This window comes from Yokenella regensburgei (genome assembly GCF_003634235.1).
Classification (GTDB): domain Bacteria; phylum Pseudomonadota; class Gammaproteobacteria; order Enterobacterales; family Enterobacteriaceae; genus Yokenella; species Yokenella regensburgei.
The window spans coordinates 2,309,032-2,332,034 of the sequence record NZ_RBIZ01000003.1; the positions used below are offsets into that span (position 1 = coordinate 2,309,032).

General features: G+C 47.2%; 27 protein-coding genes and 1 pseudogene. All 28 read right to left on the reverse strand.

The annotated features are described in order from the left end of the window. Positions 1-759 precede the first annotated feature (759 nt). The gene (locus C7387_RS11270; RefSeq protein ID WP_120816683.1) at positions 760-3,129 is read right to left on the reverse strand and encodes an SGNH/GDSL hydrolase family protein; all 2,370 of its coding nucleotides are present in this window, start codon (positions 3,127-3,129) and stop codon (positions 760-762) included. Positions 3,130-3,431: 302 nt separating this feature from the next. Continuing rightward, entirely contained in the window at positions 3,432-5,552 is a 2,121-nt protein-coding gene (locus C7387_RS11275; protein WP_120816684.1) for a DNA transfer protein, read from the reverse strand. After that, positions 5,552-6,850, reverse strand: a complete 1,299-nt coding sequence (locus tag C7387_RS11280; RefSeq protein WP_120816685.1) for a phage DNA ejection protein — start codon at positions 6,848-6,850, stop codon at positions 5,552-5,554. Before C7387_RS11280 ends, C7387_RS11275 begins: the two co-directional genes overlap by 1 nt. A gap of 8 nt (positions 6,851-6,858) precedes the next feature. Then, positions 6,859-7,515, reverse strand: coding sequence for a DNA transfer protein (locus tag C7387_RS11285; RefSeq protein ID WP_120816686.1), 657 nt, complete (start codon positions 7,513-7,515; stop codon positions 6,859-6,861). Beyond that, positions 7,493-7,969, reverse strand: coding sequence for a DUF2824 family protein (locus C7387_RS11290; RefSeq protein WP_120816687.1), 477 nt, complete (start codon positions 7,967-7,969; stop codon positions 7,493-7,495). The genes C7387_RS11285 and C7387_RS11290 overlap by 23 nt, the downstream gene beginning before the upstream one ends. Further along, on the reverse strand, positions 7,969-8,679 hold the full coding sequence (locus C7387_RS11295) for a phage tail protein (protein ID WP_120816688.1): 711 nt from the start codon (positions 8,677-8,679) through the stop codon (positions 7,969-7,971). Before C7387_RS11295 ends, C7387_RS11290 begins: the two co-directional genes overlap by 1 nt. Continuing rightward, positions 8,679-10,097, reverse strand: a complete 1,419-nt coding sequence (locus tag C7387_RS11300; protein WP_120816689.1) for a packaged DNA stabilization protein — start codon at positions 10,095-10,097, stop codon at positions 8,679-8,681. The genes C7387_RS11295 and C7387_RS11300 overlap by 1 nt, the downstream gene beginning before the upstream one ends. 8 nt (positions 10,098-10,105) lie before the next feature. Continuing rightward, positions 10,106-10,588, reverse strand: a complete 483-nt coding sequence (locus C7387_RS11305; protein ID WP_120816690.1) for a packaged DNA stabilization gp4 family protein — start codon at positions 10,586-10,588, stop codon at positions 10,106-10,108. Continuing rightward, complete coding sequence (locus tag C7387_RS11310; protein ID WP_120816691.1) at positions 10,563-10,748, reverse strand: hypothetical protein; 186 nt, start codon at positions 10,746-10,748, stop codon at positions 10,563-10,565. The genes C7387_RS11305 and C7387_RS11310 overlap by 26 nt, the downstream gene beginning before the upstream one ends. A 41-nt stretch (positions 10,749-10,789) precedes the next feature. Next, positions 10,790-12,070, reverse strand: a complete 1,281-nt coding sequence (locus C7387_RS11315; RefSeq protein ID WP_120816692.1) for a P22 phage gp5 family major capsid protein — start codon at positions 12,068-12,070, stop codon at positions 10,790-10,792. Positions 12,071-12,081: 11 nt separating this feature from the next. Further along, the gene (locus tag C7387_RS11320; RefSeq protein WP_120816693.1) at positions 12,082-12,969 is read right to left on the reverse strand and encodes a phage capsid protein; all 888 of its coding nucleotides are present in this window, start codon (positions 12,967-12,969) and stop codon (positions 12,082-12,084) included. Between the two features lie 13 nt (positions 12,970-12,982). Further along, the gene (locus C7387_RS11325) at positions 12,983-15,106 is read right to left on the reverse strand and encodes a portal protein (protein ID WP_120816694.1); all 2,124 of its coding nucleotides are present in this window, start codon (positions 15,104-15,106) and stop codon (positions 12,983-12,985) included. Between the two features lie 2 nt (positions 15,107-15,108). Next, positions 15,109-16,524 (reverse strand): PBSX family phage terminase large subunit, encoded by a 1,416-nt coding sequence (locus C7387_RS11330; RefSeq protein WP_120816695.1) that lies wholly within the window; start codon positions 16,522-16,524, stop codon positions 15,109-15,111. After that, complete coding sequence (locus C7387_RS11335) at positions 16,521-16,946, reverse strand: terminase small subunit-like protein (protein ID WP_120816696.1); 426 nt, start codon at positions 16,944-16,946, stop codon at positions 16,521-16,523. The genes C7387_RS11330 and C7387_RS11335 overlap by 4 nt, the downstream gene beginning before the upstream one ends. A 6-nt stretch (positions 16,947-16,952) precedes the next feature. Next, a complete protein-coding gene (locus C7387_RS11340; protein ID WP_120816697.1) occupies positions 16,953-17,285 on the reverse strand; it encodes a DUF1737 domain-containing protein in 333 nt (110 codons plus the stop codon). An 11-nt stretch (positions 17,286-17,296) separates the two neighbouring features. Then, positions 17,297-17,554, reverse strand: coding sequence for a hypothetical protein (locus tag C7387_RS22880; protein ID WP_134436762.1), 258 nt, complete (start codon positions 17,552-17,554; stop codon positions 17,297-17,299). Between the two features lie 9 nt (positions 17,555-17,563). Then, positions 17,564-18,256 (reverse strand): hypothetical protein, encoded by a 693-nt coding sequence (locus tag C7387_RS22885; protein WP_134436764.1) that lies wholly within the window; start codon positions 18,254-18,256, stop codon positions 17,564-17,566. A gap of 28 nt (positions 18,257-18,284) precedes the next feature. Further along, a complete protein-coding gene (locus C7387_RS11345) occupies positions 18,285-18,503 on the reverse strand; it encodes a hypothetical protein (protein WP_120816698.1) in 219 nt (72 codons plus the stop codon). Between the two features lie 374 nt (positions 18,504-18,877). Then, positions 18,878-19,120 carry a DUF2560 family protein gene (locus C7387_RS11355; RefSeq protein ID WP_120816700.1) on the reverse strand — a complete coding sequence of 81 codons (243 nt, stop codon included), beginning with the start codon at positions 19,118-19,120 and terminating at the stop codon, positions 18,878-18,880. Positions 19,121-19,207: 87 nt separating this feature from the next. Further along, positions 19,208-19,477, reverse strand: a complete 270-nt coding sequence (gene lysC / locus C7387_RS23385) for an Rz1-like lysis system protein LysC (RefSeq protein ID WP_120816745.1) — start codon at positions 19,475-19,477, stop codon at positions 19,208-19,210. After that, complete coding sequence (locus tag C7387_RS22890) at positions 19,359-19,775, reverse strand: DUF2570 domain-containing protein (protein WP_134436766.1); 417 nt, start codon at positions 19,773-19,775, stop codon at positions 19,359-19,361. Before C7387_RS22890 ends, lysC begins: the two co-directional genes overlap by 119 nt. Next, positions 19,768-20,262, reverse strand: a complete 495-nt coding sequence (locus tag C7387_RS11365; protein WP_120816701.1) for a lysozyme — start codon at positions 20,260-20,262, stop codon at positions 19,768-19,770. Before C7387_RS11365 ends, C7387_RS22890 begins: the two co-directional genes overlap by 8 nt. After that, the gene (locus C7387_RS11370) at positions 20,262-20,534 is read right to left on the reverse strand and encodes a phage holin family protein (RefSeq protein ID WP_021241270.1); all 273 of its coding nucleotides are present in this window, start codon (positions 20,532-20,534) and stop codon (positions 20,262-20,264) included. Before C7387_RS11370 ends, C7387_RS11365 begins: the two co-directional genes overlap by 1 nt. Before the next feature lie 402 nt (positions 20,535-20,936). Further along, positions 20,937-21,701: an antitermination protein gene (locus tag C7387_RS11380; RefSeq protein ID WP_120816702.1), complete on the reverse strand. Its 765-nt coding sequence runs from the start codon at positions 21,699-21,701 to the stop codon at positions 20,937-20,939. 158 nt (positions 21,702-21,859) lie between these two features. After that, a complete protein-coding gene (locus C7387_RS11385; protein WP_120816703.1) occupies positions 21,860-22,039 on the reverse strand; it encodes a hypothetical protein in 180 nt (59 codons plus the stop codon). After that, on the reverse strand, positions 22,036-22,575 hold the full coding sequence (locus C7387_RS11390; RefSeq protein WP_120816704.1) for an HNH endonuclease signature motif containing protein: 540 nt from the start codon (positions 22,573-22,575) through the stop codon (positions 22,036-22,038). Before C7387_RS11390 ends, C7387_RS11385 begins: the two co-directional genes overlap by 4 nt. Further along, complete coding sequence (locus C7387_RS11395; protein WP_120816705.1) at positions 22,572-22,760, reverse strand: protein ninH; 189 nt, start codon at positions 22,758-22,760, stop codon at positions 22,572-22,574. Before C7387_RS11395 ends, C7387_RS11390 begins: the two co-directional genes overlap by 4 nt. Further along, a pseudogene (locus C7387_RS11400) lies at positions 22,757-23,003 on the reverse strand (recombination protein NinG); the annotation flags it as partial. The pseudogene C7387_RS11400 and the gene C7387_RS11395, both read right to left, overlap by 4 nt.

Here is a 23,003-nt window from a genome sequence, read left to right on the forward strand (position 1 = left end):
CGGCAAGCAGCTCAAACCCCGATAGTGAAGAGCTCAACTTCCTTGCGATATAATACCAACCCGCCCGTCTGAAGGCGATGGGGGCCCAACGATAAGAAGATTAAAAAACACAACAACCATAGTACTTAACAATGAAGCACAGTGAACTGCAGAAATAAATTCTTATTACACCAAGCAATAGACGCACAGCACGACAAAATTTCCCTCGGCCAATTAAGAATAAACACAAAATAACCAGGAATTTTCCACAAATAACACTGTAATTATTTTTTACAAAGTTAATGTAAGTATTTTTAAATCATCTGAGAGTCTTCTTTTATTCGTAATCACGCATCCCTATGTTATTCAAAAAGAAATAACATCTTAATATCACTACCCACAGTTTGTAGGCCTGGATACGCCGAAGCAATAGATGCCGAAGCGACTCTTTTCCTGGTAACCAGGACTGGCATCTCTGAGGCAGAAGACCAGAATACGAAGCGTATTGCACTAGCAGCTCTGCAGAGAGAACATGCATGAAAACTGGGTTTGGTAGATTTCAGGAGATTCGAGCAGAAGTGAAAATGGCACGCCCTACAGGATTCGAACCTGTGACCTACGGCTTAGAAGTTCCTGGAACTACCTGAGCTAACAACAACTTACCCTATCACCACGGCGCTCACACGTCCCATCTTAGAAAAACATGCAAAGCCTTGCAAACCGATGCAAAGCTTTGTGTGTCCCGTTTTTGTCCCATCAATGGTTGTTATTTTGTCTATATCATGTGCAATATGTTGCACATAGATGAATAAAATTGCCTCCTGATAGTCCATAAACTGTTATCTCTCCAGATGTATTAACTGTAACCCGGGCCTGCGTCCCATCAGCAGCTACACAGAATGACTCCCCAAGAGATGGCGTTGCTCCTATTGGTAGTTTTGCAACAATCACCCCACTCACCGGTCCTGGTGATGTGTTGTTAATTAATAAATTTACAGAGACTGCACCATCAGATAGCTTTCTATACTTTGCATCTGTTGCGGATGTCCACCCATTCATTCCTATTCCGAACAAAGAGAAGTCTTCAGTTTTAAGCCCACTTCCAGAATCAGTTACATCCCCCATAAGTGATTTGGCGAACGCTCTTGAAACTAGGAATTGAGAGTTTTGTGTTAAATGTAGTGTGTCATATACGGCTGGATCTTTGTGTTGATTTGCAAGTTCTGGATTTGTTGAGGTGTTTCTAAAGTCAGCAAGAATCGGTCCGGTTATTGTGGTTAAATCAACAAGCCTTACGCGAGGACTATTCCAGCTTGCAACCTCTCTAATAAGTGCTGATCTATATAGTTTCCCCTTATCATAATTTACAGCTCCACCTCCTCCGCCTGGTAACTGCGCTTGGGTATACCACATTGGAGGAACACCGAGGATTACCCTAGACCCATTATTCAGGATATTGTTAATCATGGCATGTACATTTGATATGTAAGTATCAACGCCTGACTGACCTTGGATGTCATTAGTTCCAATTAGAATAAAATGATAATTATAATCACCAACTTGTACTGTATCCATTTTTGCAAGTTGATCAGCAGACCCCGCTCCTGGTATGGCGTAGTTATCAAACTTAGAAATACGAATCCCATTTGACGCATCCAGCATATCTTCAAGAATCTTTGGCCATGTAGTTGGCATGCTAGATCCTGTCAAAGAGTCTCCCCATGAAGCAATCCTAAGAAATCTACCAGTATCAGGCGTGACGCCTTTATGGGTAGTCATATCTTTGAGCGTCAACTGGCCAGTTCCTTGTATCCCACAGCCATATTCAAGGATATCAGAAGGTGTATCTTGTGTATGAACAGCAAAACCATTAAGCAAGATAGTAAATCTTCTTTTACTATCTACTCTAATAGTTACCACGCTTTCAAACATAAAGTAACTTGCATGAGTATGCATTCCCTGATAGACAATATCATCTACAGAAACAACTCCACCAACAGGTTTTGTTGCAATCTTTGGAGTTAAATTAGAAATCCCATTACCATCACTCCAAAACCAATAACGCCTATCTTCACATAAAATAATTCCTGAGCTTGATACTGATGTTGCAGTAGGTGAATCAGCAGAAAAGTTTAGCGACTCACCAGGAGAGCATCTTAACATTCCATACTGAGTGATAAACAGATCTGTATTTGTTATCGCAAAAGCATATTGATTTGCAGCAGGAGATACAGTGGTTCTTATATCTGTACGTTGATCAAATGCATAATATTTAAGATCACTTGTAGCATCTATAGGAATCCATCTTGAAGAATCTCTATCTTGAATATCTGTCCATAATGGCCTATCTGCAGCCCTTCGATTAGTTGATTTTGTATACTGGAATGTGCAAGCACCAGAACTGTTAATGAAATCAACATCAACATTCCTTATCCAATGGATTGAGTTACTAAGATAACCAGCGTCAGGAACAGTAAATTTAACTCCATCTTCCACATCTAAGGTGATATTATCAGTATCAGACATAAGTATTGATGAAAATTTATAGTTCCTTCCACCACTTACAGGGAATTTAACTATACCTGAGTGACCCAGCGCGCTTACTGCTCTCTTTAGAGCCTCTGAGTTATCAGTAACTCCATCTCCAGAGGCTTGAACACCAGGAGAAACTTCAAAATCTAAAATACTAACAACCCTTTCATTGTATTCATGTTGAGTTGTAGAGAAGCTTCCATTTTCTGTTTTTTGGACCCATACTCTTGAATCATTAACAAGTACTGGTGGGCCATCAAGCATCAACTCTTGTCTAAACTGGTCAGGATCGTACTTCAAGATATTAGGAAAGTAGAATTGCTGTGTTCCATAGGCATCATATACAGCCATTGAATGGCCTTGTACTGTAACAAACTTAGCAATTTGCCCATTGTATACAGGGTATCCTCCGGTATTGATAATCAGAGGTTGAGCAACCGGAACATAGCTACCATCTTCATTTTCAAGATAAACCTGAATCTGATTTGCAGGGTTTACGGGGTCAGTGTTAATCTGACCAATATAGATTTTACCACTGGCTGCCGCTTTGAATGAGCGAGCCAAGGTGAATAGCTGTGAAGGCATGCTAACTACTACGTTGGCAGTGATATCTGACATTTACTGTGCTCCAGGCGCAGCAATACCGCACAAGCTAAAACTTGCGCAGTATTGCATGATAGTTGGATGGTTTATAATTAGGCGGTCACGCCATTAGAGGAATAATATGAAGAACAAAATTGTTAGTTGTTTAAAAACCATCGCATTCATCATTATGATGACGTCAGCAGGATATGGTTTAATTCCTGAAGTTGGAGATTCTCATGGAGCTTTTTCATTTCTGTGCTTATCGATTGCAATTCTGATAGCTTGGAGTGATATAAAATCATTCCTGAGAGATTTGAAAATGTAGCCATCCATGGTTACTCTTCATTCATTCCGCTTAGAGTTGCTACGATGCCAGCCCTTGATAGATTGTTGAACTCTTCTGTGCTCAATGTATCTCTCAGGGCTTTTACTGCTGCGCTATTAGACAGGAATCTTTTTTCAGCTGCAGAGACTGCTCGCTCACCCCCCCCTGACTGAACGGCTTTAGACGCTTCCTGAATTGCCTTCTCAATCGCATATCTCCCACTTCTCTTCGTCGCTATCTTGCCGGCAGCAGATTTAATCGCCGTACTGGCAACCGCTCCCGCAACAGCACCTGGCATTCCACCACCACCAAGCCCAACTATAGATCCAGTTGCAGAGTTGCCAGCTGCATTGATAATAGCCTGCAAAATCTTTGGCATTCCTGCATTCAATTGCTCAAGAGCAGGTGCGGATCTTCCAGTTTGCTCTACATACTGCAGTGGTTTTGTGGCTGCCCTCGCAAGCTTTCCGTAAGCGTCAGCAATACGGCCAACTTCAGGTGAATAGCGACTTATAGCGTTGACGTTCTGAGGGGTTAGGATTGAAGCTATGTGTTTTATTCCTGAAGCCTCAGCAGTTCCTCCCCTAACACCATGCGATGCTGCATCCTGGAGAATTGATGATATAGCTGATCCCCTTTCGGCAGGAGGAACTGCAGACATGATTTTGTGGAAATCATTAACACCACGCTTAGAAGATGACTGAAGAGCAGTAACACCCTTAGTTACTAAGGCGTCACTGGCAAGGTCTCTTCCGAATACTGACTCTGCATCTTTCTGAGCTGATATTCTTGCCTTGGATAAATCATTGGCCTTTGACCAGTCGTCAAGAAAACCACCTTTACTGGCCATGCTCTGCATGTCATCAGTAATGGCTCTCCTAACCTCTCCAGCTCGTCTGGCAGCATTAGCCTCACCACTGCGGATATACTTCTGCTCAGCATCAGCAAATTTAGACCGCCATGCCTTCATTCCATCAAAAGTAACTCCGCCTTTACTGTTTGCCGCTTCAAACTGCTTCATCTCTGGTGACAGTGGAACTCCAGCAGACTTCTCACCTTGAACGACAGCGTTCGCATTTCCCATGCGCATCTTCTGATTTGGCATTGTTGAGCGAACGTCATTCCATGCGTTTTGTTCAGCAGACTTCATCTGGTCGAGGTTTGAGATTACACGCTGCTTTATAGCAGCACTTTTCTCTGATGCATTACCGGCCGCCGCGCCTAAGTCATCAAGGTTTTGATTAAGCTTTGTCGCAATCTCACTAAATGCAGCCTTATGAGCATCCTGTGCGGCACCAGGAATAGATGAGAGTATCCCTTCAGCCTGAGCAACACCTTCACTTCCTGACCTCATTCCAGGTGTGAGGGCTCTTACATCAACTCCAGCAGCATTTGCAGCCTGTGCAACGTCATCAGTAACATTTGCAGCCTGTGACGCTATTGCCTCTCTACCGGCAGCCGTTCTTGATAACTGTGAAACATTATTAGCTGTTTTGATCGCATTAGATGGAGCGTTACTTGCAGCCGGAGATATTGCTTTTGCCAGGCCTGAGAGCACCCCTTGTGCCCCGAGGTTAACCCCTGCGTTAATCGCTGCATTTTGCGCAAAATCCCCTTGTTGATTGGATGCATCTGCAAGAGAACCAAGCGCCATATTTCCAGCAACACCAATTCCAGGAGTTAGGTAGTTTCCTACTGTCTCGCCTGCCTGAGCATATGGGTCTGTTGGTCTATCTACTGGTCGATACACATCATCAAGAATCTTTGGACCCCCTAGATTCTGACTTAGTGCGTTGATAAGACTAGCACCACCCTGAAGAGCATCAAATGGGATATTTACCAGGCCGCGCCCCGCTTGTTCTGCAATCTGACCAGCTGATTTACCGCCTGTTAGCCAGTCTCCAACCTGCTGCATCATGGATTGCTCTGGTTGTGTTGGCTGCCGCTGAGTTTGCTGAGGTGCTGGAGAGGGATATGCAGAGTAAAAAGCCTGTTTTGCCTTTTCTGTATCGCTACCAGCCTGCGGTGCAACAACCTCATTGAAGTACTGCTCTTGGGCCTGTGATTTCTGCTCTGGATTTAGAGATTGGTATTGCTGTGTGGAAATGACATCTTTCCATGCCTTAGCCATTAATCACCCCACAATGATGAATACCCGCTTTGCTGGCCGGACTGGTTTGATTGTGAGCCTTCTTGTGGCTCCTGATAGTCAAACTGCTTCTTCACGTTTGATAACTTACCCTGCAACTGACTGCGGATTTTACCCATTGAAGATCTGAATTCTTTTTCACTCATCTTCGGGCTCAATGCGCCAACTGCATCACTTAGCTTTTTACCCTCCGCATCTGATAGCGCACCCATACCCTTCATAGACTGGACCATAGGCAGGAATGTCTGTGCTTTGAATGTATCTAGTCTTGCCTCAAAGTTAGCGGCGTCACTTCCCGGTATTGTCGGGAATGCTGATTTGATACCAACTGCCTTAGATAATCCCGGGCTGTTTTCAAGTTCATTAAGCGAGTCAAGAGCCGTATTAAATGTATCAACAGCACCCTTTCCAACCGCCTGGCGGTCTGCTGTTGCTTGTTGCGCTTTCTGCTGAGCATCAGCTTGCTTCTGTTTCAGTTCATCAAGTTTTACTGAATTCGTTTCTCGAGCGATTTGACGATCAAGGCTCTTATCCTGAAGTTCTGCCAGCTGAATTTCACGACTTAGCCTGGCGTTTTCAGCGCTAATGTTTTGACCGCGAACTTGAATATCCTGGCCACGCTGCTGAAGTGCTTCTCCTGCCTGGTTGCTTCTTACCTGCTCAGCTAGCTTGTCTTTATTCAGAGCCTGAGTAGCAATCTTGTCCTGTGCGTTGTAGTAGTCTACAGGACCAAGTGCAGCCATGCCGAGGTGGTCAGCAAACTCAGCGAATCCTTGTGGATTTTGCTGATACATCTGTGCAACGTCTTGTGGATTTATCCCTGAGCGTACTAGGTCAGCAGCATTATTCTGAAGCCATGAACCCATTGCCTGAGGCGATGATGAAGCAAGTCTAGCGCTGGCTGCGAGATTTCCTACAGTAGAACGCTGCTCATCATCGACAAACTTCATCCCTTTCTGGACTGCATCAAACTGCTCAGGATAAGCAGAGGCCAGTTGTCGCATAGCGTTACGGTCTCCGGATGCATATGCATTGCCATATGCTTGCTGGAACTCCTGCTGTCGCAGCGCTTGCTCTTGTTGCTTATAGATATCCATTACAGATGAAACACCTTGCAATGCCTGCAGGCCAACGTTATTTCGACCTGAGCGATCATCTTCGTTGTTCTGCCTGATGTACGCTAATGCAGCATTTGCATCACTAGCTTGCGGAGCATTAACGTTACTACCGCCAAGACTAGCAAGCAGACCCCCGGCATTACCTTGCTGCCATGTAGCCATCTTTCACCTCAGAATAGTAATGAACCAAGAGCACCAACGCCTGCGCCGATCGCCGTACCCCAACCAGGCATGATTGCTGTACCCATTGCTGCGCCAGAAGCCGCACCGCCAAGCATTTTCTGCCCTGTTGATGGCTGATTGGCATTTGCCGCTGATGCGTTAGCCTGCTGCTGATATAACTGACCTACGTTATTTGCGTAGTTCTGTCCGGCAGTTGCTTGACCAGTAAGGGCACCCAACCCGATATTCGCCAGGTTCTGATAGTTGTTCATCTGGCCTGATAGCCAGTTCTGACCAAGCGTGGGGGCGATGGTGGCAAGTGAGTTAGTTGTAGCCGTAGAGCCTAATCCACCTGTTGCTTCAGCCGAGTTAAGCGCCTGGTAACGAAGTTGCCCAGCCATATCTTTGTACTGCTGAGAGCCGTAATAATCGTTCAGCGCTGATTGCTGACCTTGCGGAGTTGATAATCCCTGAAGCTGCTGAATGTACTGCTGAGCAAGAGGAGTGAAAGGTGCCAGGTTATTCATGTTCGTCTGCCACATCTCACGCTGCAGATCGATACCTTTCTGTGTTGCTTCAGCCTGGGCTCCTGCTCCGTTATCTCCACCGCCTTTTTGATACACTGCCTTACTGAGGTGCTTGTTAGCTATCTGAAAAATTAACATCGATTAGTTCCTCGTATTTCGAGCGCGGTAATTGGTAGAGAGTGATTCCTACAGGATTCCCATTGCTCATATAAGCATCATCAAGATGACCAACACGAGTAGCGCCAAGCAGTCTGATGATTGCGCGGCCGTACTTTGTGGTGTCAGGAACCATTGTGATGCTGTTAAGGAATGGAGAGTTTTCAAGAAGCCATTTGCAGAAGAGCCTGTGACCTTGCAGAGCGTATTCACCACGAAAACCAGGCTGATAAATCGCATGGCATTCCACTACGCTGTGCCAGAAGTTACGAACCTCATGAACGCCAGCCAGAAGAACGCCTTCATAGATACCGAGATATACCGCATCAGGCTTGATGTAGTACTTATCTCCGCTGTCTACGATATTTCCTGTGTTTTCTGGATTGTTGAGGAATTCTGCAAGCTTCACCGGATTATCGATGAGCTTTATTTCCATTATGAATCTATCAACCCGTGACCGGAAGTTGCTCCTAGGGCGTTTTGAAGCGCTACAGTTAACTGCCTAACCTGCTGCAGTCCTGTAGCGATAGCCTGAACTTCAGCTTGTGAATAAGTAGCACCAACAGTATATGTCGTACCCCCATTTATCCCTGACTTTGATGCTGTACCGGTAGATGCTGTCCAGCCTGTATTTCTTGAGCCGATAACTTTTGTTGCGCCTACAGAGTATGAGGTCGCTACGTTGAGTGGTGATGCCAACGATTGTGATGTTGTTACTGACTTAGAAACATAATCAGCTTGTAGGTTGTCGATATCCGTTTCTGCTGTTGATACCCTACCTGTAAGCGCAGTCAGATCGGACTGAATGGTTACTATCTCTCCTTCAGCCGTGGTGAGTCGAACATCAAGAGCGGAAATTGCTGCAGTATTTGCAGTAATCCTTACCTCATGACCATCAACCTCAATGCGAAGCTGTTGAATCCTTGCTTCGTGGTCAGCAAGCTCAACATCCTGTTCGGCATTCTTTACCTGCGCATCATATGCACCTTGCCCAGCATCATTGGCCTTTCCGGCTATATTTGTGAAATCTACGACCTGAGAAAGGATATATTGTTCATATGCAGGATTTAGGCCTCTTGGTAGAGATGACGCATTGATTCCTATAGCCCGTACAACGACAGGGTCTTTGAGTGAATCATCAGCCATTACTCAATCCTTATCTGACACCCAGACAGAGTTACAGGTGACTTAGTGATTACGCGAAGTTTGAACCCTACCGATTTTCGAATTCGACCAATGCGCTTCCAGATTACGCGCATGTCGTACACGAACGGCTTATTCTGCTCAATCATCTGCTCACGGCCGTAATTTATGCCATCAGTTGTTGCTGAAAGAAAAAGCCTGTCGGCGTACTGAGCAACGCCAGTTGATGAGTCAACCTCAAGGTCAAACACTCTGGCGTTATCGGCTTTAAATAGCGGAGTGAAAAGCAAGTGCTCTTGCTGCTTGTCATACTGCGATGAAATATCGAACTTCATTCTGCCGGTAATTGGCTCTAACTTATCACCGCAGGTTATGTCATTTCCTTCATACATGAAGTCAATGCCACGATAGACATCATCATAAAGACCTGTTTTCAGTATCGCCCACTGAGGCCCGTTAGCGCTTGACGAGGCGTCATATACGAGAACATGCCTAGGCAGGTGGATAATTAGAAGCTCATGAGCATCAAACCGCAATGCTTCCATCACCGTCTGAGAAAGCTCATCAGATGTGTAAGAACGAATGATCTTCTCGACGCTAGCGGTAGCTATGGGATTTGAACGACCAGAGTCGATAATATAAACGGATGGAGCACCATTTGCCGGACTACTAACAATGGCTATTGCATCCATGAACGAACATTTGCAATAGGTTCCTGCAATACCTTTCTGGACCATGTAAGCCGGGTTTGCAACGTAAATGGCTGAGCCTACAGTTGTTGAACCAGTTAGCGTGAAATACTCTATTGTCGAAGAGCCAAAGCATACGATGAAGTCTCGCCATGAACCTATACCAACAATCCCATCAGGCTGTGATTCTGCTCGATATTCTGCGCTGTATCTGTCTGGGTGAGACTCATCTTCCAGGTCAGAGATAAACCATGAGTCAGAATTATTTTTAGCCCATGCGTACCGACCTCTAAGCCTTGTAACGTCCCTAGCTTCTCCCAGGTCGTATTGTGTGAAGGTTGACCCCTCTGGCCAATTGCTTATTACCTTCACTCCTCCATCATATCGATAAAGGCTTATCTTTCCATCAACACATACAGCTTGAGATGTCCTTCCATAGGCCATTGAAACCCTACCAAAATAGCCTACATCAGCAATTTCCCTTTGCGAGTTGTAAAGCTTATTGCCAAGAACGCGATATACAGAGTTTTGCGCAGTGTTATATATGACACCTCGAGATACTCCGTTAACATCGCTTAGCTTCTCCATACCAGGAAATGAGCGCAAGTAACCGCTGCTGTTCAACACTTCTTTCGGTGTAGCCAACATGTTCACTGGAAGATAGTCAATATAGTCGGCATTTCTGAAGTCTTTGCCGACTCCTTTCATCAATGGAAGCTGCTGAATCGGCATTAGATCACCTATGGGTTTGGTATGTCGCCATCAATAGGTGGCAAGTCACCAGGGTAGTATCTGTTAACGGTGTAGACGTCATATTTATTACCCTGACCAACAGGGAAGTCGCCACGACGCCGCATTGAAGGAACGACTAATGTGTCAGTTAGAAGTGCGTCGTATGAACGTTCAGCATTACTTAGAACCTGTGCCGATGGCTCAAGGCTATAATCAGACAGCATTCTCAATAGCAGCTGGTATCCAACTGCATGCTTGTATTTCCTTGGAAGACCAGAATCATCATCAGGAAGTGGCTCTTCATCGACGAGAGAAAATGAATAGCCAATGTCACCAGGATTAATTAGCCATTCTGACATCATGTCTTCAAGATCTTGAATTGCATCTTCTACTGACTGTGGCTCTACATCTGTTAATGAAGCATTTGAAGCTATAGCGAACTTACGAAGTGAAAAAAGAACTATCTCACCCTTTGTCAGAATCGTTGCCATTGTCTGCCGCCTTACGTCCGCGCTTGGTTGCAGGCTTTAAATCGTCAACCGATGCGACGAAGCCTAGCTTTTCGTAAATCGGGAAGTCTTTCTCTACGATAACGGCCTGAACGTGTCCAGCTTCGTTATCTGCAGTAAGGAATACACTCATGCGATCCATGTCTTCTCCTCAAAAAATAAAGGGGCCGAAGCCCCTTAATGTTATGGGTTGCCGAAGAACTGGCCGCCCATGTGTGGGTTGAAGCACACGTAAGCAGGCAGCAGGTCGAAACGCATTTTCTGCACGTTGGCGTCGCCATCAGCATATTTGTGCACGCGGATGGAGAACCCTTCGTAGGTTGCGACTGCGGAGTCGATGCTGTTCAGTTTCGGAAGCGGGATGGTACCAAGTCCGCAGAAGAATTTGTTGTAGAACAGGTTCGGCTTCATGGTCTGGCTGGCGGTTCCGATCACAGTAACAGCGTCACCTGCTACAACCTGGCGGCTAACGGCGTTGTATTGCTGCTGCGGTGCTGCGTCGTAAATCGGAACACCTGACAGGGTTACAGTTACCTGACCGCCTGCGGTAGAGTTTGCGTCCTGCAGGACAGTTGCCGTGAAGCTGATCGGAGTTGAACCATTATACAGTGCTTGTTTGCTCTGCTGGTTCAGCCAGAAGGTGTTGGTGAACTTAATCTGGTCGCCAGCTTTCAGGAAGCCGTTGACAGATGCCGTTGCGCCAGCCAGCGTTACGGTAAACTGGTATGAGTCCTTAACCGCAATATAGGTAACTGTTGGGTTTGCCTGTACGGTCAAAGTTCCGCCAAAAGCACCCTGAGAACGTGAAGCCAATCCATTGGACATCAGGGCGCGGATGCCACCGAAGTTACCGGAGATTTGCGCATCTTCCCAGGCAGTCTGGATCAGCTTGTCAGAGCCATGCAGCCCCGACTGCGCATCAGCCAGGCGCTGAGCAGACCATGGGTCCATAACCGCGTAATTTTCACCTTCATTGACACCCAAATCCTTCAGGAATGAGGCAGTTTGCGCCACATCAGACCATTTGTTGATCGGGGTATTCGGGCTGCCGAGAGAAAGAGCACCGTTGTTCATCATGAACTTGGCGAGTTCAGTTTCCAGATCAGTGACGATGCGTTGACGAACCGGCATCAGAATTTCATCCAACTGGTTCAGCTTAATAGCTTCTTCCAGTTGACCGTATTCCACTGCAACAGTGATGTAATTACCAACTCGGCCAGTTGCTTTTCCTGATACCAGGTTGTTTTTGGTCTGCCCGGAGATATCACCGGTAGCGGTACGCAGAGATGAGAACTGATGTGGGCGCTTGAAGCTTACGCTATCACCAGTGCTGGAGTTGATTTCACCTGCCAGCAGCTGACGGTCAACTGTTTTAGCCAACACCAGGTCAGACATAAAGCCAGGAAGGAATTTCTTCAGGACGATCTGACTGACGTTACTGTCGAGGTTGTTAGTAGTAGCCATTTATGGTTCCTTTATTCGATGATTGCGCCGGGACATTTTTTGTTGAAGTCATCTTGTTTCGCATCAGCGCCGCCACCGCGAACTTCCGGCTCTGGTTTGATGGCTTTCTTAGGTTTCGGTGCAAGGCTAACCTGCTTGCTAATCTGGCCTAAGAGGAATGCTGCGCGAATTGGGTCTGTCTCAGCGGCTACACGCTGGCGTAGTTGTGGGTTCTTACCGAGCGCATAGGCGATCAGTTCCGAACCCTCGTCTGCTGCATGAATAATAATTTCCTGCTGAATAGGCTTAAGCTCACTAAGCACGATGCTCTCCATCTCCTGGTAATCTTTTACCGGGAGCTTTGCTGCTCTCTGCTTGTGCGCTTCTACCCGCTGCTGGAACCTTTGTTGATATTCCTGCTGCTGACGCTGTTGCTGCTGCTTCTGCTGCTCGGCACGGCTCTTTTTCTCATGCCAGTCAGTCACTGCCTGTTCAAACGCCGCCTCATCGTAGTCGCACGACTCAAGAGTCGGCTTTGGAGGTAATGCGTCTGATTGCGGTTGCTGCACTTCTGCAGGCTTGGATTGGATATCCTCAAGCTGGCGGCGCAGTTCCCGTAACTCTTTATCTTTCTCGCGGTTGTTCTTGCGTAAATCTTTCACCCACTGAGGTGCAGGCTGACCATCTACGTGATCGTCATCCTCTTCCGTCAGTTGAATTTCTTCGTCACCGATACGCAGGGAGTATTCATCCGGCTGCTCTTCGGCCTGTTCATTTTCGGTCTGCTCTGGCTTTTCAGTAGATTCCTGGCTTTCGTTCTCAGTTGGCTTCTGTTGCTGCTCAGCACCTGCTGCTTCGGTCGATTCCTGTTTTTCAGACAGGTCAATAACCTGACCGTCGATGATCAGTTCGCTTTCCATTGATTACTCCTGATTAACTCGACAGTGAGCCTGTCGGTGGCTGTGGTGATGGGATTTGGCTTTGTTGCTGTGAAAGAAGGTCATTAAGGAGGTTTATTGCATCCATAACTCCCTGCTTATTTATTTGCTCTGCCTGAGAAAGCTTATAGATAACATTCGCCTGGCTTTCTCTTGCATCCTGTTGAGCTGTGTACGCTTTAATCTGCGTCTGAACAGTCTCGTTTTGTGACTTCTGAACTTCAGCCTGCGCCGCTACCATTTGAGCCTGAGCTATAACCATATTTGGGTCAGGTTGGTTTTGCGCAGCCTGTTGTGCCTGCTGAACAATCTGCTGTTCTTTGGCGTTTCTAGGCTTGGCGATTCCTGAAGTTAGCAACTGGTTGCGGTTGTACTCTTTGAAGTCATCCAGACCTTCTCCGTCGATGTTGTCCAGAATGATTCCCTGAATAGCAGGACGCATCGGGTCATTTGGTAACATCGTGCTGAGAACATTTGTCAGTACTGACACTGTCGCATCGCGCCGCGCGGTATAACTTGGCCCTACATCGACAGTGACATCGTAACGACCAGTAGACAGGTCATTCAGTGCAACAACATTCCCAGTCTGGCGATCTACAACCTGCGCATTCATCAGCGCGATATCGTCGGTACCATCCTCGTTGACGACGCGAACCTCGCGATCTGAGCCGTAAACCTCTCGCGCCATAGACAACCAGACTTCACCGGCGCGCTTAAGGCTCTTCGCCATGTTGTCCAGATAGATGAACGATGCCATGTCGGCGCGATTCATCAGGTTGTTTACCGTTTCCTGAGCGACGTTGCTAGGCATCTGCTGCATAGCCTGGCTGCCACCGGTTACTTCCTGAATATCTGCACTTGTCTGCTGAAGTAATGCAGCAAGAGCTTGGTTCATCACTGCTGGTTGCGTGTAACCTGCTGGCGTAGCACCCGCGATGATATTCCCAGCCTTATCTTTCACTTCACGAAGAGGAAGAAACGCAGGACGTTTCTTATTTCGTGCTTCCCAGTGTTTCTCGAGCCCTCGTATCTGCTCCATGCCAACGATAGGTATTTGCCCAGGGTCTTGTGCTGCTGTATCTGCCAGCATCGAAACCTGAAGGTTGTATAGACGCTGTGGGTCCATAGCCTTGGCAATATGACCTTCAACGCGCTCAATGTCGTCGATAAACCAACGCTTGCCATACACTGGGATTAGCGGGATATGCTCACCAGGTATCCGGCGCGGCTTATCAAGGAATGCGTCACCATCAACCACAGACACATAAACTCGACGGCGCTTTACTGAACGCCTGGCAACCTCCACGAATCCAGAAGCAACCAGTTCATCTTCAATATCTTCAATCTGGTCGCTATCGTATGTTGCGATTTCTCCAGTCAAAGGCTGCTGATAACTGATTACATCCACTGATTCTTTGCGTACTTCGTAATACTTAGCGATGTAAACAACTTCAGGCTGGAACCAGTCGTAATCCCAAAGTGATGTAGTTGCTATATCTAGTGATGCAGGTGGTTTCTTGCCGTATTCAGCTTCATATTTTTCAGGTGACATTGAGTACATGCAGAACGCCCAAAGGGCATCTGACTTATCGTACTTCTTCGCGTCAGGGTCGAACCATACAGAGCGTGATGGGTCATAGATTGGTTCGATAGCAATACGCTGACGCTCATCCATCGGGTCATATTCGTTTACCAGCATCGATGTCAGGCGGAAGCAACCAAAACCACCAGTAGCCGCATCATCAAATGCGTTGTCACACGCCTCACCGCCATCCGTCTCTTCGTAGTCAGCGCGGAACAGGCCGTTTAGCTTGTTCGCTAACTCTTCGCTGGCCTCTTTGTCGCCTGGGCGAAACTTAACAGTGATTCGGTTATTGCGATATTCAGCAATGATGCGGTTAAGCTCTGTAGCAACCTTGTTTATTTCGAACTTTGGATACTTCTCGAACTGGTCATCAAGCTTGGTTCCCGCAGCTGTTGCTCCTTCCCATTGACCGCCAGGGACACGAGCGAATCGCGTAGCCTCAATGCACTTTTCGCGCACGTCTTGCTGCGGCGTATAGGCGCGGTCAAACCTGAGCATGACGCGCTCATGTTTTTTCTCTAATGTCTCTGCCATTTTTACCAACCGGAGGATGAGGGAACGTAGATTTCCGTTTCTTCTGGCGCCATCGCCGGACAATGCATGCACATCATCAGAGAGTCGGCCAGGTTAGGTGACGGAATGCCAAGCTTTTGCTTCATGTCTACCTTCGTCATAAGCTCAAGCTTTCCGTTGCCATTGAATTTGCGCTGTATCTGCGTGAGTTCAGCGAATGCCTTTTCAAGCATCTTCTCGCCGATAGCTTCCTTGTCGAAGCTAAGCATGCTGTCAGGGTCTGCGTAATCACCGTGTACAACGGCGCGGTACGTCATATATAGCCTGTCAGCCAGGGCGTAATAGAATTGCGCGCGCTTATTGCGGAACACATCGCCAATGGTGCGGATGTTGTCACCCTGCACCACTTCATCAGCCCATGCGCCAGACTGATACGGCGCATCCTCATCGAACGGTGATTCGCTACCCTTGAACATGGTAGCGGTGATCTTCTTGCCGGCGAATGAGTCAGTCACCTGGCGACGCAAGCCTGCGCCGAGGCCGTCACCATCCCAGAGGAAGTGATCAGCGCCATCGTTAATAGCAAGCCCAGTCGCCCAGTCGGCGCCATCGTTAACGTCGATATGCTCTGGCGGCTCAGCAATGCGCTTGACTACCGATCCATGGCGCATGGCATAGCCTTTGGCATCCGGCCCGGTGTCTGATGGGTCGTGAGAAGCAACGACAGCGCCTCTCGCTTTCCATCCTAGCTTCTTGTGCGCATCTGTGGCCGCTTCCAGCCACTCACGCTTGATGATTGCCATGTCGCTTGCGCTTACCGGCTCACCGAGCCAGATGTGACGATACAGGGTAGGGTTGCGCCGCTTGCACTCTTCCATCTCAAGGCGGAGAACTTCAGGGAAGTGCGGATTGTCGGTATAGTTCACCGTCAGCAGACAAATATCATCAGGATGGTCGACAACGAAGCGCTGATAGGTATCGTCCAGGATGTTCTTCGGGTTGAAGCTGACCCAGATTTCAGAGTTAGGCTTTCGGATGGTCGGGATAAGAATATCCCATGACTCCTTCGTCACAGCCTCAGCCTCTTCAACCCAGCAGATGTCTATCCCCTCGAGGGATTTAATCTTCGTCGGGTTATTCTTGATGCCGTAGAACATGAACTCGGCGTTGGTACCGAGGTGCCGAATCATTGACCTCTGGATTTCAAACTCAGATGAATATCCTTCGCGTTCTATTGTGTCCTCAAGCAATCTGATCACCGAGTCACTGATACTGTTCTGCAACTCGCGAGCACATAGTATACGAACAGGCTGTCGCCTTGCCGCTTCAACAAGCAAGCGAGCCATCGCCCATGACTTACCGCTACCTCGACCGCCCTTAGCGACCTTATAACGATGCGCATTGATGAACGGTTGGAAGATAGGGTTAATCGTTGTCATTTTCCGAATAGCGTACTCATTGGTGATGTTTCAATTTTGATAGCGCCACCGTCTTTACCTACCAACTCATTGGTGACCTTATCTCCGTATTTTCGCGGGTTCATTCGAGCAAGCGCCCACTTCCTGGTATCAACGCGCAACCTTGCCTTTGCAACCTCAGCTGAATCAGGAAGAACATCATCAGCGATGTCGAACATCTCTTCGAAAATGGCATCAGCTCTCGCCTCGGTTGCCTTCACGTACTTGTCGCGAAATTCCTCGTGCTCTGCCATCCAGCGGAATACCGTAGACTTATCTGGCATGCCTGGACGCTTGCAAACCTTAACTAAGCTTTCACCGGAGGAGAGAAGCGCACAAATATCATCAGCCACCTCCGGCATGTAATCCGAAGGGCGACCGGCTTTACCTTTCTCAGCCGCCATAATTCTTTACGCCTTAGTGAATGCCTGAGCGTATTCAACCATACGGCCAGGAGTTAACTGGATAACGCTCATGTCACCCAATGGCAGGAAGCCAGCAGCGATCTTCGCGTTGCACTTAATGGTGAAGTCTGCTCGATCTGAGCTAACCGCAATGTCGTAATCAGTAATAGTCGTTCCACCTGCTGCGACAACCTGGAAATACTCTGTCTTTGTTGGCGTAGCCTTTACGCCAACGAGGCCGCCATTAGGAAACCGAGAAGCAGCAATGTGAGCTTTTACGACAGGAATGAGGTTAGCCACAGAGCCAGCCGTTGTTGTCTGCATAGAAGTGATTGCCATGATATTTCCTTTTAGCTAATTGAGACTTCGGCAGAGTCGCCGTCGCTTGAGGCTGTGCGTATCCACGCGATAGTAGGAGGTGTAATCGTTGCCCAGTTATCGTCGTTATCTGTAAGAATGTGACCTTGCCAATATCCGACGCCGGGGCTTGTTGTTGCATCTGCCAGACGAACAGCTCCATATAGAACTTGAATGGTTTTGTTCTGCGTTCCATCAGATACCTGAATCCAGGTAGAGCCAACAGTCAGCATTTGGGTATTTACTGCCATTGGTTATCCTCAGGTCAGGAGTTGTGTATAGGCTTCAGGAATCGTCGCGGTAGTTCCGGCTGTGCGCCTTACTGCGAAATACCATCCTGCAGGAATAAGAGCTTCAACGGATCCACGCATTCCAACACCAACACCAACAAGCGTCAGCGTTCCGGTTAGTGATCCTCGCCATGTATCAGCTTTTGTTCCGCCAGTGGTGCCGACAGTGTTCGTTGCGCTAATCCACAGCTCACAGGTATCACCAACCGTACCAGCCACGGCGATTGCATAGTTAGCGTCTATCATGACTGATACGCGGTATGGTTTGGTTGTGTCTGCAGGTCTATATGCAGTTCCGAAGGCCACTGTAAGAGACGCAGGAGCGGATGGAGATAATCCAATGCCTTGCGCACCAGTTGCTCCAACAGGAATGCCGAGGTTTAACGTCTGGTTTGGTGCTGCACCAGTTATGTTTGCGGTAGCCGAACTCCCTACTGGCAACGTTGTTACAGTGCCAATAGTAAGAGTGTTGGCTGGCCCTGGTGTTCCTGTTCCGGTATTACCTATTGGAATTCCCAGATTCAGTGTCTGATTCGGCGATGTTCCAGTGATTGTCGCTGTTGCGGGAGAGCCAGCAGGTAAAGAAGTTACCGTTCCAATCGCAAGAGTATTTGATGCGCCAGGTTGACCGGCAATAACAATTGCTCTTCCTTTGATGATCATGCTAACCCCTCACGATTTCACAACGAGCTTACTTACCTTTCTTTGGCTTCTTGAGCACCTTGTTAGCCTTGGCGTCAATTTTTTCTTTTGCAGATGGAGATAACTTACCTTCGTTTTCCATCTGAGTAGCACGAGCCTTTGCGTTGGCTGCATGAGCTTTATCCGGCATTGGATAACTGCGAGTACCTGGCATTCCAAATTCAGATTTTGGAATCTTCTTGCGTTTTGCTGCTGTTAGCTTTGCCATTTTGTGATTCCTGAAGAAATGGAGAGAAGTGGGTAAACATCCTGTCAAGCATGTAGCAGTACGTCTCGTTTGCTTTTGATGCGTCGATATCTACCCCAGCATCGCTACAGCAGAAGAATGTTGCATGAGCACATTCGTGGACAAGTGTTGACAACTTTCCATCAAATACGCCAACGATGTAGAAGTTCTCTGAAGATGAGTCATTGACGAAGTGTCTACAGAGTCCGTTATTAAGTGATATTCCATCTGCACTGCAGCCAATCGCCTTCATTGCATCAATATATTCTTGCTTGCTTCTGCACAGATAGATTGTTGCGCACTGGAACAATGGCACTAAGTAACTTGGCAATTTAGGCCACTTAGCTTTAGCCATTTCATGCCCCGGATGTAAAAAGCGTTAATGCTTCTTGAGCTTCGCGAACTGCTTTATCAACACGGGATACTGGAGTTGGCTGTGCAGCCGCAATAACCAACTGGTCTTTGAACAATTCAAACTTGAGCTTGTTACCCGCGACGAAGGTGATCGCCTTTTCTGCTGCCGCGGTATCACTCTGAACCAAGCGAAGGATATCGAGGTTCATCTGCTGCAATTCTGTCAATGCGGTAATCTCTGCCATTGTTGGCTCCGGTTGTTGGGATAAGCCATTATCAAAGCCACTCAGAGAATGGCTTTTGTAGTGTCTATCCGATACGAGGGATATTTGTTATTTATCCGCTTTAGAGGATAAGCCTTCTTCTATCTGCCTGATTGCGTCTAACTGCCCGTTGCAGTTCTCAATGGAGAGAAGCAGCGCAACATTAAGGTTTACGCTGTCGCCAAATGTCATCTTTTCGGGAATGTCAGGGACTACGCAATCAATCAGCAGATTTGCTGGAATGGGAGGATTTTTTACTTTTACTGCCTCTCGCACTATCTGCTGCTTTGCGCACCCCGATAACAGCATTAGCAGGGATATACTCAACAGCACATGCATTGCCTTTGAGCGCATCCTTCACCTCTTCTTGCAGTTTCTGGGCTTTCATTTCAGCTGCAGCACGACGACGCGCTTCAGTTGCCACAATCTTGTTCATTACGCCGATCTGCTCTACCAGGCCATCAATAGAGTTAGCCAGCCCTTCGTTCTTCTGTCCGATGTCTTTAATCTGCTCGGACAGACGACCGTTATCTTCACTGAGCTTTTTGTTATCCGAGGCTAGGCGAAGCGTCAGAAGAATCACAATGACTATCGCTGCTATGGTGATGATCTCGCCTATAGGCCACTTCTTAAGCATTCTTCTGGCTCCATGTGCAAACCTGGTATTCAACATCGCGGCGATTAATTAAGCCTTTCCACTTTTGACCACCTGCAAATACCCAGCGCTTCAGCTCATCGCACGCGCCAGCGTAATCTTTGGCGTTGAGCTTCTTCATAAGCGTTGAATTAATGGCTGCGCTTGCTCCGACGTTATAGGCGAAGGAGTAAATGGCGGCGCGTTGTGTTTCAGTGGTGGGAACCTTGATGGCCGGGTCAACCTGTCTTGCTATGCGAGTCAGATCGCTCTTTGTAATCGCATCGCATTCTTTGTCTGTATATCGCTTTCCGGGAATGATGTCTTTGCCGGTGTGTCCATCACATACAGTGAGAACGCCAACGACATCTTTGTAGGCGACGTATTCCCTGCCCTCAAGCCCTCCCTTTCCGGAAAGCATTGCGGTGGCAATAGCGATTGCGCCAGCACCAATTGCGCCAGCTATTTTATTTCTGAGCGCACTATCCATCAGAGTTCCTTCGGAGCTTTTTGCCCGAGCTCAGCAATCACTCTGGCAGTAGCGGAGGGATTGTCTGTGTCTGTTTTGTTTAGGATGTCCTGCAGGATCTTCGTTCGCTTCATCTGCTCACGCTTATTGAGCCGGTAGGTAAGCACGCCGAGGGTGATACTGAATGCGACGCCAATAATGAAGCCCCAATCCTGCAAAGACAGGCTGGCGAAGAAAGCTGCAAGACCAGCGCTACCATAGGAAGCATTGCTGTATCTCTCATCCATCTTCATGTCTCACCCCCAGAGTTCGGGGATCTGTTCAAAATAGGAATTAACGTGGTTGTTGAGTGAACAAATCCAGGATACATTTTTCGGTAACGTGGTTTGTTCGTGACTAAAGGCATGAGCAGATCAGGCAGGAGGCTGTTAGCGCAGTCTCTTGCCGCCCATCTTCACGAAGCCCAGCCATAGTGCTGGGTTTTCTTTTTTGGCAGCACTCTAATCCGTAGCCACAGATGCACAGAGGGTATTTGATGAGGTCTGGTTGTTGGATATAGAGTGCTTTCAGAAAGGTCGTGCTAGAAATGAAAAAAGCCCCTGCATTTCTGCAAGGGCTCTTATTTTTAACGCTTAACACAAAGCGCAACTATCATTGTTATAAACAATAACCCCATATTCGGGAAAAGTAAATAGCTATTTAGTTACAGCGCGAAGTTGGCTATCAGCCCACGCTTCTTCAGTATCAAATTTAGTTATTAGCTCGTCGTAGAATTTCTTAACTGACTTCTTCCATGTGTCCAGGCTAATTGCATCCGTTAACTCACATACAGCAGAGAAGGCTTCGGTTGATGGAAGTCGTGAATACCCAACACCACCACACCTTTTGCAGTTTGCTATAACAGGTACACCTTGCCTCTTGGTTTCCTCTTCCGATATTGCTTTACCCCTTCCCTTACAGTCTGAGCATGCATTTGATATCTCGCCTTTCCCTTTGCATTTGTGGCATAGCACTTTTACGGGCTCTCTTCGCTCCTCCAGATGTGGATTGCCGATGTATTTCATCGTCATCACCTCTGCATCAATAAACTTATTCCCTCCGCAGAAATCACATGTTCTCTTACTTGCTGAGCTGCGCGAGTAATCCTCAAAGGCATAAGTTGCGAGTATTTGCACAATATCTGACTTAATATTACTTTCAAGTTTACGCAAGGCTGCAACCTTGTCGCACTTCGTCAACCCATAGGCAGTCAGCAGTTCAATAGCTTTCTCACGGTCATTGCTGCTGACACCCATTTTCCCCATAAATGCCGCAAACCCCATCTGGGCACGAGCCTGAACCATTCCTTGTGCAGCCATAACATCAGTGCCCGTCAAAGAATCTGAGGCTGTCGCTCTGGGTGAGTCAGTGATTTGTGTTGATTTCGGGAAGTGATATTTAACGGTATTTTCCAAGTTCATCGCTTGCTACCCCATACATACCAAGGCCAGATAAATGCAGCAATTAACGAGGCAAGGATAAGTTTGTCACTAAGTACCATGCTCTTTCCTTTGGTGTGAACATACTCCGCCGTCATGCCGCCCATGAACGCATAAAAAATAAGGAAAACAGTAATCATCTAAGCTGCCTCCGGTCCTGTTGGCTTGTTATGGCCGAGCCTGTTTACCAACTCCCTCTCACGCTCGTTCAGATAATCAAGAGCCTTGATGTGCTGCTCTGTCATCTCTCTGACACTGCGTAGTTCTGCTTCATCGCGTTCACGCTGATGCTTTACCTGGCTGATGTTAGTTACGCTCATGGCAAATTCCTCGAATGTACTTGTCCAGATGAGCTAACAACGAAACCTGCCTCATCTCTAAAGTTTTTAGCTACCTGATAGGCAATTCCTGCATCTTTAGCTGTGGAATAGTACCCAAGATGAATTAACCTCAAATTAAGGCGTATTTTCGCCTCCCATTTCTTTGTGTTTTTGTGAAAGTTGCACCCCTGATATCCGCTAGTGTTATTTTTTCTTATTGATTGATTCCATGTATTATCAAGGTGGCTAACGTCCCTTAGATTTGAAAATCTATTGTCTGCTCTAACTCGATTAATGTGATCTATGATTCCGCATGGATTATCACCAGTAACATATATCCATGCTAATCGATGAGCTTGATACTCAATTCCGTTTAGTTTTATAACAACATACCCATTATTGTTTATTTTACCTGCAACTTTTCCTTGTCGATTTCGGCCTGGAGTTTTAGCTTTCCATCTAAATACTCCAGTTTCCTTGGAGTAATCAAATACGCTTCTTAGATAAGTGATATCAGTTGTTTTATCACCATTCATGTCCGACCTCTCTGACCTTGCTTAACCATTAACTGACCGTTGATGATGACGTGACGTTTTGCGTCTTTGTCCCATGCATAGCGATTTACTGTGTTTCGATGACAGTTAAGTCTTCGACCTACTTCGCTTTGGTTCCCGTGAGCAGCAATTAGCATTTCAGGAATAGTGGTTATTTCGTGATTCACGCGGCCTCCACTCTGCAGTTACGCAGGTCTTTGAGCTTCTGCTGATACTCCGCCTTAATCGCTTTGCACTCTTCTACAGTCCAGCGATGGCGCTTATGGTCAGATTCGATTTCGTCTACAGCTAGTTGCCCGATACGCTCGATAAGCATCACGCGATAAGGAACCAGGTTGCCGCTCTTGTGCTGATTACACACGACGCATTGTTTGTGGATATTGCGTTCTCAAATCGGAGTTGAGGTGCCG